At 70.7% G+C, this 18075-nt stretch carries 11 protein-coding genes; 5 read left to right on the top strand and 6 right to left on the bottom strand.

Annotated elements, in window-relative coordinates; all coding sequences use genetic code 11:
• Positions 1-2: 2 nt before the first annotated feature.
• The 5 genes from D187_RS12130 (at position 3) to D187_RS12110 (ending at position 11477) form a co-directional block, all read left to right on the top strand.
• The gene (locus D187_RS12130; RefSeq protein ID WP_002631862.1) at positions 3-3944 is read left to right on the top strand and encodes a translocation/assembly module TamB domain-containing protein; all 3942 of its coding nucleotides are present in this window, start codon (positions 3-5) and stop codon (positions 3942-3944) included.
• Between the two features lie 65 nt (positions 3945-4009).
• Positions 4010-6991, top strand: a complete 2982-nt coding sequence (locus tag D187_RS12125) for a POTRA domain-containing protein (protein ID WP_002631863.1) — start codon at positions 4010-4012, stop codon at positions 6989-6991.
• Positions 6992-7034: 43 nt separating this feature from the next.
• The gene (locus D187_RS12120) at positions 7035-8372 is read left to right on the top strand and encodes a lysophospholipid acyltransferase family protein (protein ID WP_002631864.1); all 1338 of its coding nucleotides are present in this window, start codon (positions 7035-7037) and stop codon (positions 8370-8372) included.
• A 7-nt stretch (positions 8373-8379) separates the two neighbouring features.
• Positions 8380-10635 (top strand): hypothetical protein, encoded by a 2256-nt coding sequence (locus tag D187_RS12115; RefSeq protein WP_002631865.1) that lies wholly within the window; start codon positions 8380-8382, stop codon positions 10633-10635.
• Positions 10636-10712: 77 nt separating this feature from the next.
• Complete coding sequence (locus D187_RS12110) at positions 10713-11477, top strand: arylamine N-acetyltransferase family protein (protein WP_043429516.1); 765 nt, start codon at positions 10713-10715, stop codon at positions 11475-11477.
• A gap of 12 nt (positions 11478-11489) precedes the next feature.
• Here the strand turns inward: D187_RS12110 and D187_RS12105 are convergent, their stop codons facing one another.
• Genes D187_RS12105 through D187_RS12080 form a run of 6 tightly spaced genes read right to left on the bottom strand, consistent with a single transcriptional unit; the run spans position 11490 to position 18074 of the window.
• Positions 11490-12560, bottom strand: coding sequence for an NADH:flavin oxidoreductase/NADH oxidase (locus tag D187_RS12105; protein WP_002631867.1), 1071 nt, complete (start codon positions 12558-12560; stop codon positions 11490-11492).
• A gap of 41 nt (positions 12561-12601) precedes the next feature.
• Positions 12602-13846, bottom strand: coding sequence for a spinster family MFS transporter (locus tag D187_RS12100; RefSeq protein WP_002631868.1), 1245 nt, complete (start codon positions 13844-13846; stop codon positions 12602-12604).
• Positions 13843-14769, bottom strand: a complete 927-nt coding sequence (locus D187_RS12095) for a Ppx/GppA phosphatase family protein (protein ID WP_002631869.1) — start codon at positions 14767-14769, stop codon at positions 13843-13845. The genes D187_RS12100 and D187_RS12095 overlap by 4 nt, the downstream gene beginning before the upstream one ends.
• 14 nt (positions 14770-14783) lie before the next feature.
• On the bottom strand, positions 14784-15968 hold the full coding sequence (locus D187_RS12090; RefSeq protein WP_043429354.1) for an aminotransferase class V-fold PLP-dependent enzyme: 1185 nt from the start codon (positions 15966-15968) through the stop codon (positions 14784-14786).
• 43 nt (positions 15969-16011) lie between these two features.
• Positions 16012-17295: a DPP IV N-terminal domain-containing protein gene (locus tag D187_RS12085; RefSeq protein WP_043429512.1), complete on the bottom strand. Its 1284-nt coding sequence runs from the start codon at positions 17293-17295 to the stop codon at positions 16012-16014.
• Positions 17296-17297: 2 nt separating this feature from the next.
• Positions 17298-18074, bottom strand: coding sequence for an energy transducer TonB (locus tag D187_RS12080; protein ID WP_002631872.1), 777 nt, complete (start codon positions 18072-18074; stop codon positions 17298-17300).
• Position 18075 lies beyond the last annotated feature (1 nt).

The raw sequence follows: 18075 nt of genomic DNA, 5'->3' as shown, positions 1-18075 counted from the left end.
TTTTGGCCCCAAGGAACAGGCAGCAGGGCGCGCGGCGCATTCCCGCGTGGCTCATCGTCCTCGCGCTCATCGTGGGGACGGTGTTGCTGCTGCGTACGCGCACGGCCTGGGACACCGTCTGCGCCCAGGCGCGGCGCCAGTTGCCCGCGCTGCTCGGCCTGGACGTGGGCATCGGTGAGTGCGAGGTGGATCCGCTCGGCCAGCGGCTCGTGCTGCGCGGCGTGTCCGTCTCCGAGCCTGGCAAGAGCGACTCACCCCTGTTCGCCGCGGACCAGGCCGAGGTGCAGCTCGGCCTGCCCAACATCTTCTCGGGTCAGCTCGCCATCGATCTCGTGCGCGTGAGCCGGCCGCGGCTCGCGTTGGACCTGACGCGCCCGCGGGCGCCCCGGAGCGAGCCGGGTGTGTGCCCGCTCATTCCCCTGCGCCGGTTGAGTCTGGCGCGGCTGAGCCTCACCGGCGCGGAGGTGCGGCTGCTGCTGCCCGGTGGCCGGCAGGTGGAGCTGTCCGAGCTGGACGTGAACCTGCGCGAGCGCTGGGGCGAGGAGGAATTCGAGATGGAGGCCCGGCGGGGCCTCGTGCGGCTGGGGCCCGGACAGGAGCTCGCCCTGGGACGTCTGGCCATTTCAGGCGCGCTGGACGTGGACGAGCAGTTGCTGGAGGTGGACCGGGGCGAGGTGGCGCTCGACGAGGCGACGGTGAACATCTCCGGGCGCGTGGAGCGGCTGTGCGAGCCGAACCTCGCGCTCGATGCCCAGGTGTTCCTGCCGCTGCGCACGCTGTCCCGCTCGGGGCTGTTGCCCAAGCCCGCCCAGGGCCACCTCTGGACGCGCCTGACGGTGAATGGTCCTCCGGCCGCGCCCACCGTGTCCGCGGAGTTGTCGGGCAGCGGGCTCGCGTACGGGAAGTTCTCGCCGGGCACGTTCACCGCGCGGCTCATCTACTCCGGCGAGCAGGTGACGCTCGAGGAGCTGCGGCTGCCCATCGGCGCGGGAGACGCGCGCATCACCGGCTCGCTCACGCTGCGCTCGGGCTTGCCGGTCTCGCTGGCGCTGGAGGTCCACGACGCGTCGTTCGGCCGCATCCTGGAGAAGGCCGGCGTTCCGGGCTCCTGGGTGGACTTCCCCATCACGACGGCCAAGGCCCGCCTGTCCGGCACGCTCCTGCCCAAGCTCCAGCTCTCGGGTGACCTGGACCTGTCCCACGGCCGCTTCGTGCTCGCCTCGCGCGCCTTCGATGCACCGGCGGAGCGCGGACGTACCTTCCTCACCTACGAGCGGGGCCACGCGCGCACGCGGGTGGCGCTGCTGTCCGACCGCGTCACCTTCTCCGACATGCAGATCGACTCGGGCCGCTCGCGCCTCGGCGGTGGCGCCACGCTCTTCTTCGACACCCAACGGGGCCTGCTGGTGGATGTCCGGGGGGACGTGGATCTCTCCGACTTCGGCCACATCGCCCAGCTCGCGTGGGCGGGACGTGGCTCGGTGAGCACCACGGTCGAGGGCCCCTACACGAAGGTGCGCATCGGCGCGGACCTGTCCCTGCGCGACTTCGAGTTCTGGAACTTCGACCTGGGCGTGGTGCAGGGCAAGGTGACGTACCAGGACAAGGTGCTGGGCCTGCCCATGTTCTCCGGACAGAAGGGGCGCACCCAGTACTTCGGCAACGCGGCGCTCACCTTCGGCCGCGCCCTGCATCTGCGCACCGAGGTGGAGGTGCCGCGCGGCCGCACCGAGGATCTCATCGACTTCATCGCCCCCATGCACCCCAACGTCTCCCTCATGCAGGGGCCGCTGGTGGGCGAGGCCTCGGGCCGCGTGGAGATCGACAGCCCGCTGGAGCAGTTCGAGGGACTCGTCGCCCTGGATTTCCGCAACACCACCTACTACGGGCGCCGCATGGGGGATGGCTCGACGCGGCTGCGCTTCGACCGGAGCGGGGCCATGGTGCTCGAGCGCACGGCGCTGGAGGGGGCGCTGGGCCTCACCTGGGTGGAGGGCTCCTTCTTCCTCTCCGGGCCGGACAAGGGCCGGCTGGACTACCGCTTCGGCGGGGAGCGCCTGTCCCTGGCGGAGCTCGTCGGCCCGGAGTCGGCCCGGCGCCTGGGCGTGCAGGGGACGCTGGCGCTGGAGGGCACGGTGTCGGGCAACACGGACGTGCCGGTGACGATGGCGCGGGTGTGGGGCCCCCGGGTGACGTTCGCCGAGCGCGACCTGGGCAACATGGACCTGGAAGCCCGGCTCGAGGGCCGCGAGCTGCAGGTGGTGGGTCGCCCCTCGCGCGACACGAGCGGCGTGCTGTCCCTGCGCCTCAAGGAGCCCTATCCCTTCGAGGCCCTGGTGACGCTGGAACTGCCGGAGATCCGTCCCTTGCTGCCCGCCAGTGCCTTCACCCAGGGCGTGTCCGGCTCGATCAAGGCGGTGGTCGAGGCCCAGGGCGCGCTGCGCGACATGGATGCGCTCCAGCTCAAGGCCCGGGTGGAGCGGCTCGCCCTGTCACGCGAGGTGGTCTCGGTCGAGAACGAGAGCCCCATCGTGCTCGAATACGCGAACGGGCGGTTGCAGGTCCCCTCCTTCACCTTGCGCGGTCAGGACACCAAGCTGTCCGCCAGCGGCTGGGCCACTCCCGAGCAGATGGAGTTCTTCCTCCAGGGCGCCGTGGACCTGCGCCTGCTGGAGTCGCTCGCGCCGATGTTCACCCGCACCGCGGGGCGCGTGGAGCTCAGCGCCGTGGCCAGCGGCAGGCCGGACCGTCCATCCCTGGAGGGCTCGGCCCTCATTTCCGACGCCCGGCTGTCCCTGCGCGACCAGCCGATAGCGGCCCGGTCGGTATCCGGACTGGTGCCGTTCACCGAGCAGCGCATCCTCCTCGAAGAGCTGAAGGGCACGCTCAACGAGGGCCAATTCAAGGCCAACGGGCAGGTGAGTCTGCGCGACTTCCAGCCCACGGACGTGTCGCTGGACGTGCATCTCAACGAGGTGTCCATGCGCTTCCACGAGGACCTGCCCTTCACCACCACCGGGCAGTTGTCGCTCACCGGTACGCCGGAGGAACTGCGGCTGGGGGGCGTGCTGGACATCCTCAATTTGCGCTACCGCCGCGGCCTTGAACTGGAGGACATCCTCAAGCGGCTGTCCCGGCGCATCGTGCTGCCTTCACCCACCGTCGAGCGTCCCCGCGAGTACCTGACCCTGGACGTCGCGTTGAACCTGAAAGACGTGTCCGTGGACAACAACCTGGCCCGGGCTCGGCTGAAGGGCTTGTTGCACCTCACCGGGACCAATGCTCGCCCGGGCGTGCTCGGCAGGGTGGAGACCGACGCGGACAGCCAGGCCTTCTTCCGCAACAACCAGTTCACCATCACCCGCGGTCTGATTGATTTCCAGGACCGGTATGGCATTGATCCGGTGTTCGACCTGAGCGCCCAGTCCCAGGTGCGCGAATACCAGGTGAAACTGCACGCCACCGGCCGTCCCGCCGCGCCCGAGTTGCGGCTCACCTCCGAGCCGGCCCTGCCCGAGGGCGACGTGCTGTCGCTGCTCACCCTGGGCTTCATGAGCACGGACCGGGAGACGGCCACCTCGGCTGGCGTGGGGCTCGCCGCCGAGGCCTTCTTCAACATGTCCGGTCTGGACCGGCAGGTGAAGCGCTTCCTTCCCAGCAACCCGCTCCTCAAGGACCTGTCCCTGCAGATCTCCACCAGCTACAACGATGTCACCCAACAGGCCGAGCCCACGGCACAGTTGAAGTCGAATTTCCTCTCCGAGCATCTTAAGATTGAACTCACACAGCCCGTGAGCGGGCGCGGCACCCGAGCGCGTGCCGAGTACCGCTTCGACAACCGCCTTTCCATGCAGCTTCAGTGGGACAACGAGCACAGCGAGACCGCACTCAGCACTCTTGGCAACCTTGGACTCGAGCTCAAGCTGGGCTGGCAGTCCGAGTAGCGCTGACGTGCGTCCTGTGGCTGCTGTCCCCGCGCGCGGTGGCGCAGTCGGAGACCCCCACGGTCGTGAGCGTGGAGCTGCTCCTGCCAGGTGACGCGGATACCCAGGGGCTCTCGCCGCTGGTGGCGGTCCGCAAGGGCCAGGCCCTGTCCGCCCGCGCCGTGCGGCGCTCGGTGGAGCGGCTGTGGGCGAGCGAGCGCTTCTCCGACATCATCGTGCGCTCGGTGGACGTGCCCGGGGGCGTGCGCGTGGTGTTCGAGCTCACGCCCGTCCAACCCCTGCTGCGCCTCGCCGTGGAGGGCAATGTCGTCCTCCAGGACGCGGCGCTCCAGGACGTGCTCGAGGCGCAGGGCATCATCGTGGGACAGCGGCTCGACGAGGAGCGCCTGGACGCGGCCCTCGAGGCCATGGCCCGGGCCTACGGGCGTCAGGGCTACAACGAGGCCCGCATCGAGCTCACGCGCGAGCAGGAGACTGGCGGCGTGGCGCTCGTCTTCACCGTCTTCGAGGGCCGGCCCACGCAGGTGGCGGCCGTGTCGGTGACGGGCAGTCCGGGGCTGCCCTTGTCCGAGCTGCTCGCCACGCTGGGCCTGCGCGTGGGCGGGGTGTTGGATCGGGGAGGGCTGGACGCGGGTCTCGAGCGGCTGCGCACCCTGTTGCGCGAGCGCGGCCACTGGCGCGCCAGCGTGGGCCAGCCCATCCTCGACGAGTTGGCGGGCGCGGCGACCGTGGTGGTGCCCCTGTCCGCCGGGCCGCGCTTCAGCCTCCACTTCCACGGCAACCACCACTTCGCGGACGCACTGCTCAGGCGGGTGCTCGCCTACGAGGGCGCGGAGCCCCTGGACGCGGCGACCGTGGCACGCCTGGCGCGGCGGCTCGAGCTCTTCTATCGCTACCGGGGCTTTCACGCCGTGCACGTGGAGCCGCGCGAGCTGGTGCACCCCCGAGGGGAGGCGGCGGTGCTCGCCTTCGACATCGAGGAGGGGCCCGTGCTGCGCGTGAGCCGGGTGCACTTCCGGGGCAACACGGTGCTGTCCAACGAGGCGCTGCGCGAGATTCTCACCGAGCGCCTGCGGGCCAGCACGCCCCAGCCGGGCACGCCGCCGCGCCTGCGGGGCGTGGCGGAGATGGGGCCGGAGGGCTCGCGCCGGGGACCGGGCGAGTGGTTGTTGGATCCGGCCATCGTCTTCGTCGAGGAGGCGTACCGGGACGCCGCGGAGGCGATGACGGAGGCGTACCGGGAGCGCGGCTTCCTGGAGGCCCACGTGCGCTTCACCCGCATGCGCGAGAGCCTGAGCCGGGGCACGGCCGAGGCCTGGTTCGAGGTGCATGAGGGCTCGCCCCTGCGCGTGGGAGCCGTGCGTCTGGAGGGCGGTCCCCCGGGCTTCGAGGGCCAGCGCTTCGTGCACGTGGCGCCCGGGGATGCGCTCAACCCCGACACGGTGGAGTCCGGCCGGCGGGAGCTCGTTACCGAGCTGGGCCGCCAGGGCTATCTCTTCGCTCGCGTGGAGGCCGAGCCCACGCCAGGAGAGGCGGGCGTGTCGCTGCTCTTCCGGATGGAGCCCGGGCCCCGGGTGACGGTGGGCCGCATCCTCGTGCGCGGCCTGGTGCGGACCGAGGAGGACGTGGTGCTCGCCACGGTGCGCCTCAAGGAAGACGAGGTGGTGGTGCCGGACAAGCTCGTCGAGAGCCAGCGCCGGCTCGCGCTGCTCAACATCTTCCGGCAGGTGACGGTGCGGCTGGACAAGCCGGAGGTGCCGGAGGCGAACAAGGACATCGTCGTGGAGGTGCGCGAGCGCCCGCGCTGGGAGGGAGAGATCGCCGGGGGCTACTTCCTGTCGGAAGGTCCGCGCCTGGTGCTGGACGCGGCTCGCACGAACGTGGATGGGCGCGGCCTCAACCTGTCCGCCCGGTTGAAGCTCAACTACGTGGGGTGGAGCACCCAGGGCGTGGAGAAGGCGAACGCGCTCCGGCTGACCTGCACGACGGTGCCGGAGGAGTGTCCGGCTCCGGCTCCGTGGATCAATGACTTCGGCGGGCGTGCCGTGTTGTCGGCGGTGCTGCCGCGGCTCTACGGCCTGCAACCCCTGGAGGTCGGCGCGCGGCTGGATCTCATCACCGAGCGCGTGCAGCGGCCCTCCTATCTGTCCTCCCGAGTCGCCGCGGTGACGGGCCTGGACTGGTCGGTGACGCGCTGGTTGAACGCCACGCTCCAGTACGAGCTGGAGGGCAACGTGCTGCAGGCTGGCACCCGCCCACTCGCCACGCTGAACCGGGCGGACCAGGAGCGGCTGCGCTTCCCCTACGGCTTCTTCATCCTGCATTCGTTGCGCGCATCCGCGGCGGTGGATCTGCGCGACAACCCGGCCAATCCCCACAAGGGCCTGTTGGTATCCACCAGCGCCGAGTGGATGAGGGACTTGCAATCGTACGAAACCACGAGCAGCGGCACCCCGCTGGAGGCGCTGCCCCTGCACAACGTGAAGCTCTCGGGGAACGCGAGCGTGTACGCGCCCCTGCCTTCGGGCACGGTGCTGGCGGTGTCGGTTCGCGCGGGCATCATCCTGCCGTTGGAGAAGGACGCCCGGGTCATCGGCTCCAAGCGCTTCTTCCTGGGCGGCTCCAGCAACCTGCGTGGCTTCCGCGAGGACGGCATCCTCGGCGAGGACCGGCGCACGCAGTTGCGGCGTCAGGTGGCCGATTGCCGCTCGCTCATCCAGCCGGCGGGCTGTAGCGCGGAGTTGTTGACCCTGCTCGCGGGGCAGCCACCCGTGAGCGAGGGCGGCGAGCTGTTCACCCTGGCCAAGACGGAGCTGCGCATCCCCGTGCGCTCCTCGTTCGACCTGGGCCTCTTCCTGGAGGCGGGCAACCTCTGGTTGGATCAGACGGCCTACCGGTTCTCCTCGCTGCGCTACACGGTGGGCGCCGGCTTCCGCTACGTGACGCCCGTGGGCCCGCTCGCCTTCGACGTGGGCATCAACCTGGACCCGGACGAGGTGCTCAACGAGCCCTGGGGGCAGCTCCACTTCAGCATCGGCGCGTTCTGAGCCGCCGGGTTGGGCCATGCGCCGCCCGGTGTACACTGCGCGCGTGTTCTACGGCTTCGTACGGACGTTGGTGGCGCTGTTGCTGCGGCTCTTCTACCGGGTGAAGGTGCATGCCCCCCAGGCCGAGACCGAGGGGCCCGTCATCTTCGTGGGCAATCACCCCAACGGGCTCATCGATCCCGCGCTCGTCTTCATCCTCACGCGACGGCAGGTGACGTTCCTCGCCAAGGAGCCGCTCTTCCGCATTCCCGTGATTGGCGCCCTGCTCCGGGGGCTCGGGGCACTGCCCGTGTACCGCAAGCAGGATGACCCCACGCAGATGGGCCGCAACGAGGGCACGCTGGACGCGGCGCGCGGAGCGCTCGTGGCGGGCCGGGCCATCACCCTCTTTCCCGAGGGCAAGAGCCACTCGGAGCCCGGGCTCGCGGAGCTGAAGACGGGCGCGGCGCGCATCGCGCTCGGGGCGGCGAAGCAGGGGGCCGCCGTGCGCATCGTCCCGGTGGGTCTCACGTACGCGGACAAGCATCTGTTCCGCAGCGAGGTGCTCATCGAGGTGGGCGCCCCCATCGACGTGCGCGACTTCCTGCCCGCGGACGGCGCGGACGAGGCCGCCTCGGTGCGCGCGCTCACCGAGCGCATCGCCGGAGCGCTGCGCGCCGTCACCCTCAACCTGGACAAGTGGGAGGACCTGCCGCTCATCCAACTGGCCGAGGACCTCTACGCCCTGCGCCAGAAGCAGGCGAAGGATCCGGAGCGGCTGCGCTACTGGGCGCGGGGGCTCGAGCTGTTCCGCGCGGAAGAGCCCGAGCGTTTCGAGCGGGTGCGCGGCCAGCTCATGACCTTCCAGCGCCACCTGTCCCTGGTGCGCGCGGACCCCGCGGATTTGTCGCTGGAGTACCAGCCCGCTCCCGTGGCGCGCTTCGCACTGAAGAACCTGTTGTTGCTCGTGGTGGGCCTGCCCCTGTCGCTCGTGGGGCTGTGTCTGTTCTACGTGCCCTATCTGTTTCCGCGCTGGGCGAGCCGCAACGCGGAGCTGGACGTCCAGGCGACGGTGAAGTTCCTCGCGGCGGCGGTGACGTCGGCGGTGTGGTGGGCGGCGCTCACGGTGGGGGCATGGCTGTGGCTCGGGGCGCCGGTGGGAGTGTCGGTGCTGCTGGGTGTTCCTCCGCTCGCGCTCCTCACGCTGTACTTCTCCGAGCGCTGGAGCGTCGTGCGGCATGACGTGTCCGTGTTCTTCACCCTGGGCAATCGGGCGCGGCTCAAGGCCCGCCTGCTCGCCGAGGGAGGAGGACTGGCGCAGCAGGTGGAGCGGCTGGCGGGGGAGTACCAACCGCGGTTGGCGTCTGCTGCCGCGACGCCGGATGTGATACCAGGGCGGTAAGCGGCACATGTCTTCCGTCGATCCCCACTGGCCTGATTCCCTCCAGGCGCTCTACGAGCAGGCCTCGGGCGCCCCCGCCGACGCGGTCCTCGCATCGCGTCCCCAGTGGGCCGAGCAGCTCACCGACTGGGTGCGGCGGGCCACCCTGGAGGAGCGCGAGCGGGCGCAGGCGGCCACCTGGGCCCGGCTGGACGTGGGCCCGCGCTCTCCCGGAGAGCTGTTGTTCCTGCTGGTGCACTCGGGCGAACTGCTGTGGCCCTATTCGGAGGCGCCCCGCGAGCTGCTCCTGCGGTTGCTCTCCCGGCAGGATCAGCTCGTCCAGGCGCTGCGCGGCGGGGGACAGGGCGAGGCGCTCGAGCCGCTCACGCGCGAGGTGGACGCCGAGCTGTCCAAGGTGGTGGCGCGCTACCTCAAGCGCCACCCGGACGAGCTGCGGCGCCTGGTGAGTGGCGTGCGCTGCACGTTCGACGGCCGGGTGCTGTGTTTCAACGACACGGTGGCGGTGGACCTGAAGACGCTGCTGGGCTCGGACAAGCGGCTCATCGGCCGGTTGGATCAGCTCCGGGAGTTGTTGCCGCACCTGCGCGAGGGCCGCGACAAGCTGGTGGCCTTCATCCGCGAGCGGGCGGCGAAGATTCCCTGGCGCGAGTGCCGCGACATCCTCGAGGAGAAGCTCTTCCAGCTCGTGGCCTCGGCGCGCAACCCGGGCGAGCTGCGCGGCTTCCTGGGGTGTTACGCGCACGGCAAGCGCGAGGCGCGCTGGTGCACGCGTGCGGGCCTGCTGCTCGCCCGGAACCTGGAGGAGGGAGGCGCGGTGGCGGTCATCGACAACCTCAGTGAGGTGCTGGTTTCCTTCGAGCCGCCGGTGGAGGGACTGCGCGCGTCCCTGAACGCGGTGGTGGCGAGCCTCCACGAGGAGCGGGAGCTCGCGAGGCACCGGCGGGTGGTGGACACCTGCTGGGAGCGGCTGGTGCCCAAGGCCGAGCCCGGGCTGGCGCTCGTGTTGTTGTGGGTGGAGGAGCGGCTGTTCCGGGTGGCGTTGCGCCAGGGCGCGGAGGATGCCTTCGAGTGCCGCAACCGGGCGCGTGAGCGGGTGCGGAGTCTTCCGGTGGCGGACGCCCTGGAGTGGCTCGCCGAGGAATGCGCGGAGCTGTGGCCCCGCATGGAGTCGGAGCACCGGCCCGGCGCGGACGAGCTGGCGGCATGGCGGCAGGAGGTGACGCGCCGCTATGCGAAGAAGCCCGTGCTGCGCAAGGCGGCCATGGAGTTCGTCCTGTGGTGCGCGCCGGACGCGGCCGCCTCCGAGTCCGAGCTGGTGACGCTGTCGCTGGTGAAGACGTCCACGGATCGCAGGCTCCTGCGCCGGCTGGGAGATCATCCCTCCACGCGGGTGCGCTTCCGCGTGCGGGCCATCAACGCGTGGCTCGCCGCGGGGCCCGAGTCCTCCGAGCCGGAGACGCCCGCGACCCTGACGGGCGCCTTGCGGCATCTGCGCTCCTCCGGGGCCCTGACGCTCGGTGGCGGCCGGACGTGGTTGAGGGATCGGGACCTGGAGGAACTGCTCCTGGGCGCCTTCGGCCGCGTGGAGCGCGACTTCTCCGCGCGCTATCCGGAGCACTTCCGGGAGGACGAGTCCGTCCTGGTCTCGCGGCTGCTGGAGGACTTGAAGAACGAGGTGGACAGCATCCGCTCGGACCTGTCGATCCTCCTCGCGCAGGGACAGCCCGTGCCCCTGGAGCTGGGCTTCCAGTACCGGCGCCGCGAGCAAGCGGGGCAGGGGACAGAGGCCGCGGAGGGGACGAGGCCCGCCGGAGTGGAGCTGGGCTTCGTGTTGACGGTGGAGGTGGAGGGCTTCCTCACAACGAAGCGCGCGGTGCTCGTGCAGGCGCGCAAGCTGGAGCAGCGGGGCGAGGGCCAGTGGGCGCCGAACCTGCGGCTGGCGCGCGAGCAGGTGGACGCGGTGCTGGGCCGGAGCGAGTCCTCCGTCTGTCTGTTCCTGGTGCCGCCCGCGCTGCGCGCCGAGTGCTGGATGATTCCGGCGAGGCTGGTGCGCGGGCTGATGGACGCGCAGGGCTCGCTGTCGACGGTGTCTCGCGAGGGCGCGCAGCGGGTGGCGCGCTCGCTCGCCCAGTGGATGACGTACGAGCTGCTGGGCTTGTGGGCGGGGGACGATCGGCCCGCGGTGCTGGAGTGGGCCGAGGGCCGCGCCCAGGGCGGGCCCGACTTCATCGTGGAGCTGTCCGTCCGCAAGAACGGCCGGTAGACAGTCGACATCCCGGGAGTGTGGGTACCGGCCCGGATTTGGGCGCGTGGCGCGCGGGCTCTATGCTGGTGCGTGCCATGGAGCTCGGTCTCTACCTTCAGCGGATGGGTTACCGAGGTCCGTTACGGCCCACGCTGGAGGCGTTGCGGCGCCTGCACCTCCAGCATCTCGAGGCACTTCCCTTCGAGAACCTCGACGTGCTCGGCGGCCGACCCATGGTGCTCGAGGAGGAGGCGCTCTTCGACAAGCTCGTGCGTGGCGGTCGGGGAGGGTTGGGCTTCGAGCTCAACGGCCTGTTCGCCGCGCTGCTGCGCACCCTGGGCTTCCAGGTGACGTACCTGGCGGCGCGGGTGTCCGTTGCGGGCGAATGGCCCACGGCGCCCGGGTTGGATCACCTCGTCCTGGAAGTCGCCCTGGAGGAGAAGTGGCTCGTGGACGTGGGCTTCGGGGAGGCCTTCGACGAGCCCCTGCCACTGGTCCCCGGACGATGGCCCACCGGGGGGCGCATGTTCCTCCTGGAGCCCAGAGGCGAGGAGTGGGGCCTTGCCCGCGAGGAGCCGGATGGCACGTGCCCATGGCTCTACACGTTCTCGCGTGAGCCGAGACGGTGGGAGGACTTCGTGGCGCGCGGCCAGGACTACCCACCGCCCGGGTCGCCCCTGCGCCGGGAGTTGCTCTGCACGCGCAAGACGCCCCGGGGCCGGGTGACCCTGCGCGGAGAGCGGCTCCTCCTCTCGGAGGGGGGACATCGCGTGGAGCGGGTGCTCGGAGCGGCCGAGGAGCGCGAGCAACTGCTGCTCTCGCACTTCGGCCTTCCGCTGGGGAGCCTGGGCTCGAGCTGAGTCCCCGTCGGCTCAGTTCTGCGCGCGCTCGTACTGCTTCGGCCACGCCACCTGGGTGTACAGCTCCTTCGCCGCGTGCAGGGGCCAGTAGGGGTCGCGCAGCATCTCTCGCGCGAGCAGCACGACGTCCGCCTGCCCGGTGCGCAAGGTGCTCTCGGCCTGGAAGGCGGATTGGATGAAGCCCACGGTGCCCGTGGCGATGTCCGCCTCGCGGCGCACGCGCTCGGACAGGGGCACCTGGTAGCCCGGCCCGGCGGGAATCCTCACTCCGGGCACGGCGCCTCCCGAGGAGCAGTCGATGAGGTCCGCGCCATCCTCCTTGAGCAGCTTCGCGAGCGCCACCGAGTCCTCCACCGACCAGCCTTCCTCGACCCAGTCCGTGGCGGACAGTCGCACGAAGATCGGCAGTTCCTCGGGCCAGCGCTGGCGCACCGCGCGGGTCACCTCGCGGATGAGGCGCACGCGGTTCTCGAAGGAGCCGCCGTAGCGATCCGTGCGCTGGTTGGACAGTGGGGAGAAGAACTCGTGCAGCAGGTAGCCGTGCGCGCCGTGGATTTCCACCACCCGGAAGCCCGCGGCCCGGGCGCGGTCGGCCGCCTCGGCGAAGGAGCGGATGATGCGTTGGATGCCCGCCTCGTCGAGCGCCGTGGGCGCCACCGGGTTCCTCGGGTCGAACGGGAGGCCACTGGAGGAGACGGGGGTCCAACCTCCCCGGGCGTTGGGGGCGATGGGCGCTCCGCCCAGCGAGGGAGGGCTCGAGGAGGCCTTGCGCCCCGCGTGCGCGAGCTGGATGCCCGCCACCGCGCCCTGCTCGTGGAGGAACTTCACGATGCGCGCGAGCGGCTCGACGTGCTCGTCCTTGTAGATGCCGAGATCCTGCGGGGTGATGCGTCCGATGGCCTCGACGGCGCTGGCCTCGAGGATGATGAGCCCCGCGCCGCCCACGGCCCGGGAGCCCAGGTGGACGAAGTGCCAGTCGTTCGCGAAGCCGTCCTCGCTCGAGTACTGGCACATGGGCGAGACGACGATTCGGTTCTTCAACGTGACCCCGCGCAGGCGCAACGGGGAGAAGAGCAGGCTCACGGACTTCTCCTGGGTGAGGGGAACCGGGAGGAGCCCGGTTCTCAGGCGTTTACATGTCGGAACGCCTTGCCCGCCATCAATAGCGCGAGCCCTCCCAGAAGCACGGGAATAGCGTTCACCTGGATGGCCACGGCGAGGCTGCTGACGTCCGCCAGCCTACCAATGACCGTGGGGGACAGGGCATCACCCAGCATGTGGATGAAGAGCACGTTGAGCCCCATGGCGAAGGCGCGGAAGGCGGGGGGCACGCCATTGACGATGGCCGCGTTGATGGGCCCGCTGTTGAGGAAGATGAGGAACTGGGCCATGAAGATGATGGCGAACATGGGGGCCTGCGCCGACACCCTCACCGCCAGGACCATGAGCGGCGCGGCGAGCAGCAGCCCCACGCCCGACAGGCGCAGACCTCCACCCGGCATCCGCCGATCCATCCGGTCTCCCAGCCAGCCGCCGGCGATCGTCCCCGTCAGGCCCGCGAGCGCGGTGACCGCCCCGGAGAGGAAGCCCGCGCGATCCAGCGTGATTCCCCGCTCGTTGACGAGGAAGGAGGGCAGCCAGAAGGCCAGTCCGCCGATGGAGAACGTCATCAGGGTGTAGCCGCTCGTGGTCCACCAGAAGGCGGGGTTGCGCCCCAGGCCCTTGAGGCCCACGAGGAAGGGCAGCTTCTTCTGGGCGTCCGGACCGTCCATGGCGCCGCGCTGGGGCTCGGGCATGAAGAAGGCCATGACGGCGAGGATGATGCCCGGCACGCCTCCGGCGTAGAAGGCCACGTGCCACGAGTAGGCGTTGCTCAACCAGCCGCCGAGCCCGTAGCCAGCCGCCGCGCCCACGGGGATGGCGATGTAGAAGATGGACAACACGCGCGTGCGCTGCTCGCGCGGGAAGAGGTCGGAGATGATGGAGGGGGCCACCGCGCCATAGCCCGCCTCGCCGATGCCCACGCACGCACGCGCCACCATCAGCGCGGCGAAGGTGCTCGCCAGTCCCGAGGCCCCCGTGGCGAGGCTCCAGAGCAGCACGCCTCCGGCCACCAGGAAGCGGCGCGGAACGCGATCGCCCAGGAAGCCGCTGATGGGCGAGGCCAGCATGAACACCACCATGAAGAAGCTGCCGAGCAGTCCCGCCTGGGTGTTGTCGAGCTGGAAGTCGCGCTGGATGTGGGGCAGGGCGACCGTGACGATGTACCGGTCGAGGTAGTTGACCAGGTTGATGAGCGAGAGGATGAACAGCGCGTAGGTGCTATTGGGTGCGGCGGCCGGGGTCGCCACGGCGACGGGCGGGCTCAAGAGGAGGCTCCGAAGCGGTGCGCGAGCAGACCCCAGCGCAGGCCGCGATCACTCACGAGGCAGTTGTCCAGCCCGAGCGCCCGCAGGCACTCGCGCAGGATGAGGGCTCCGGCGGCAATCACGTCGGCGCGCTTGGGTTGAAGACCGGGCAGCTTCTGGCGCTCGGCGAGCGGCTTCTGGCACAGGGAGTCCACCAGCGCGTCCAGCTCCGCGAGCGACAACGTGCCTCCATGCACCCGCCCGGCGTCATACGGATCGATGGCGTGGCGCACGGTGAACAGGGTCGTCACCGTGCCGGCGATGCCCACCAGTTGGGCACCCGGGGGGCAGGGCGGCAGCGAGGAGAACGTCTCGCGCAGGTGGGCTTCCACGCGGGCCCGGTCCTCGGCGGAGGGGGGATCGGCGCGCACGTAGCGCTCGGTCATGCGCACCGAGCCCACGTCGAAGCTGTGGCGGAAGGTCACCTTGCCCGCGGTGTCCCCGTAGATGAACTCGGTGGAGCCTCCGCCGATGTCCACCACGACGAGGGGACCGCGCGCCGTGCGTCCGAAGTCCGCGAACGCCGCGGTGAAGGACAGCTGGGCCTCCAGCTCGCCGGGGATGATCTCCACGGTGACGCCGGCGCGCGTGCGGGCGGCGGCGAGGAACTCGGCGCCATTCTCCGCGTCGCGCGCCGCGCTGGTGGCGGACACGGCGATGGCCTCGGCCCCCAGGCGCCGGGCCTCGTCGGCGAAGTCGGACAGCACCTGGAGGGTGGTCTCCATCCCCTCGGGGGACAGGCGGCGGCTCTGGTCCACGCCGCGTCCCAGACGGGTGATTTCCGCGCGCTCCTGGACGGCGTGGAAGCGGCCATCGGGATGGCGGTCGGCGACGAGCAGGAGGACCGAGTTGGTCCCCACGTCGATGGTGGCGTATCGAGGCATTCAGCGCAGCTTACTCAGCGTGGCAGCGCCTCCAAAGCTTCCGCCAGCCGTTGGTACTCGGCGGGCGAGTTGTAGAGCTGGGCGGACACGCGCACGTGACGGTGGGGGGGCTTGGGCCAGGGCATGATGGGCACCTCGATGCGGTGCTCGAGGAAGAGCCGCTCCTGGAGTGGATCCAACCCGAGCACGGAGGGCTCCTCGGGGAAGCCGTCCGGGAGGGCCACGGTGGCCATGCTGCCCACCATGTCCTCGGGGCAGCGGGGGGCGCCGCCCAGTCGTTGGTGGAGCAGGGTTCTCGCGGCGATCGCCAGGGCGTGGTTGCGGGCCATCACCTCGGGCCAGCCGCCGGGCACCAGTCCGCCCATGACTTCAATCGCCTTGGGGATGCACAGGAAGGGGGTGGGATCGTTCGTGCCGAGCCAGTCGAAGTCCAGGCGGAAGCGCGAGCGATCCTCGCGCCGCGAGTTGTACCCATGGCTGATGACGAGGGGGCGGACGAGGGGCTGCGCGTCACGGCGCACGTGGAGGAAGGCGGCTCCCTTGGGCGCGCACAGCCACTTGTGGCAGTTGCCGGTGTAGTACGCGGCGCCCAGCTCGCGCAGGGACAGGGGAATCTGGCCGGGCCCGTGCGCCCCATCCACGAGCGTCTCCACGCCGCGCGAGCGCAGCGTGCGCACGAGCGAGGCCACGGGGAGGATCATGCCCGTCTGGCTGGTGATGTGATCGATGAGGAAGAGCCGGGTGCGCTCGGTGACGCGCGCGAGCACCGCGTCCACCACGGCCTGGGGGGAGGGGGTGGGCCAGGGCAGCTTCGCGACCACCACCTGCACGCCCCAGTGCTGGGCCACGAAGTCGAGCGCGTTGCGCGAGGCGTTGTACTCGTGATCGGTGGTGAGCAGCTCGTCGCCGGGGGCGAAGCGCAGCGAGCGCAGCACGGTGTTGACGCCGGTGGTGGCGTTGGGGACGAAGGCCAGGTCGTCCGGGTTGGCGTCGAGGAAGTCCGCGAGCGCGCCGCGGGCCGCGTCGGCGAGGTCCGGTAGGTCGCGGTGGAGGAAGCGCACGGGGTTGGCTTCCAGGCGCGCGCGCAGCCGGGACTGCTCCTCGAGCACCCGGGTGGGGCAGGCGCCGAAGGAGCCGTGGTTGAGGAAGAGCGTTTCGGGGTCGAGCGCCCAGTGGGCTCGCAAGGGGGACCGGTCCATGGGGCCGGGGAGTGTAGACGCAGTCCCCCTCGGGCGGGAGCGTTTAGCGGCCCCAGTCGGGCGTGGTGATGGCGGCCTTGTCCTGGACGGGCAGGGGCAGGGGGTTGTTGCCTTCCGCCGTCATGACGAAGAGCTGCGAGGGGCCGTTGCGCGTGGAGGTGAAGAGCACCAGGCGCCCGTTGGGCGAGAAGCTCGGCTCCTCGTTGTTGGCCTGATCCTGGGTGAGGCGGCTGATCTTCCCGGTGTCCACGTGGACGGTGAAGAGATCGAAGGCGTTGCGCTCGTCGCGCGCGGTGAAGGCGATGAGATCGCCGCGTGGGGACCAGTTGGGCGTCTGGTTGTAGTTGCCCTGGAAGGTGAGGCGCCGCACGGCGGAGCCATCCGCGTTCATCACGTACACCTGGGGAGAGCCTCCGCGATTGGACACGAAGGCGATGCGCTTGCCATCCGGAGACCAGGCGGGGCTGGTGTTGATGCCGAAGCGCGTGTCGGTGAGCTGCCGGGCGCCCTCGCCATTGGCGTTCGCCACCCAGATCTGCGCGCTCTCGTCATCCGCGAGGGCGTAGGCCACGCGCTTGCCATCCGGCGAGAAGGCGATGCCGGTGGCCATCTGGCCCTCGTTCGTCTTGAGCCGGATCGTGTCTCCGCCCGACTTGCGGACGTACAGGTCCGGCTTGCCCTGCTGGTACGAGGTGTAGCCCAGCTGACCGTCGGGCCCGAGCGCGGGCAGCAGGTTGATGCCGCCCTGGGTCACCTGCCGGGCGTTGCGCCCGTCCCAGTCCGCCACCCACACGTCCCGGTTGGCGCCCGACTTGCGCACGTAGGTGATGGGGACGAGGAACGGGCTCGGCTCGCGGGTGTAGTGGCGGTAGATGGCGTCGGCGACCTTGTGGGCGAGCTGCGAGGGCTGGGCGGTGGGGCCGCTCTGGGCCGTCTTGAACTCCTCGCGGCCGTTGCCCACGTTGAACACGCGCGCCTCGGCCTTGAGCTCGTCGCCCTCGCGCGTGAGGGTGTACTTCACCAGGGCCTCGGCGCCCACGTCCGCCCAGCGCGCGAAGTTGATGCTGCCCGCCGTCATGCCTTCCTTGGCGTCGGCGAGGAAGCTGGCCCGATCGAGCATCTGGAAGAGGCCCGAGGCGCGCAGGTCGAACAGGAGCGCGTCATCCACCGCGGTGGCGGAGGACTTGACCTCGCCACCCTGGGTGAGGGGTGTGGAGAGGGCGAGCGGAAGGGGCTGGAAGGTGGCGCCGGAGATCTGGATGACGGGCGCCTGGGCGAGCGCCGCGAGCGGCAACGACAACACCAGGGAGGCGAGGAGGGCTTTCACGTTCACGGACTGAACTCCAGGACGATGCCGCTCTTCTGCAGCATGTCGCGCAAGGGATCGGGGGGAGGCGAGAAGGGGGATGCCTTCTTCACCGCGGACAGCACGGCCGAGTCGAAGAGGGTATTGCCGCTGGCCTTGGCCAGCCGTGCCTCGATGACCTCTCCGGCGCGGCCCAGGCGCATGGCCACCTGGGCCTTGAGCATCAACCGTTCGTTGTCGGGGATGGTGTCCGCGACGTTGTAGTGGCGGCGCACCTGCGAGGAGATGAGGCCGAAGTAGCGCTCGCCCTCGGCCTTGGCCGCGTCGCCGTTGGGGTCGCCATCCTCGGCGCCCTCGGGTTCTTCCTCCTGCTTGGAGGGCTTGGCGAGCTTGTCGAAGGCCCCGAAGAGCCGATCGCGGCGGTTCTCGCCCTGGGTCTCTCCGCGCTGGGGCGCGGGCTTGGGGGCGGGCTCCGGCTTGAGGCTCGGGATGGCCACGGCTTCCGGGGGAGGCTCGGGCGGCGGGGGCGTGGGCGAGGGCGGCGCCTCCACCTTCTTGGGTGGCGGCGGCGGGGGTTGCTCCTTGCGGGGCAGGAGCTTCTCGTCCCGGGGCTTGCCCAGGCGCACGAGGGTGGCGCGGATGGGCGTCTGCTCCAGCTTCAGGGGAGGCGCCTGGAACCAGGTGGTGTAGACGCCCACGGCAGCCAGCACCAGGGCGTGGCCCGCGAGGGAGATGCCCAGGAAGCGGCCCACGCGCGAGGGACGCGAGGCGAGCAGGCTCTGATTGGCGGCGGGATGCATG

Source organism: Cystobacter fuscus DSM 2262 (assembly GCF_000335475.2).
GTDB classification, from domain to species: Bacteria; Myxococcota; Myxococcia; order Myxococcales; family Myxococcaceae; genus Cystobacter; species Cystobacter fuscus.
Note: the sequence above shows the minus strand (reverse complement) of the source record. Positions and strands in the feature narration are given on the sequence as shown.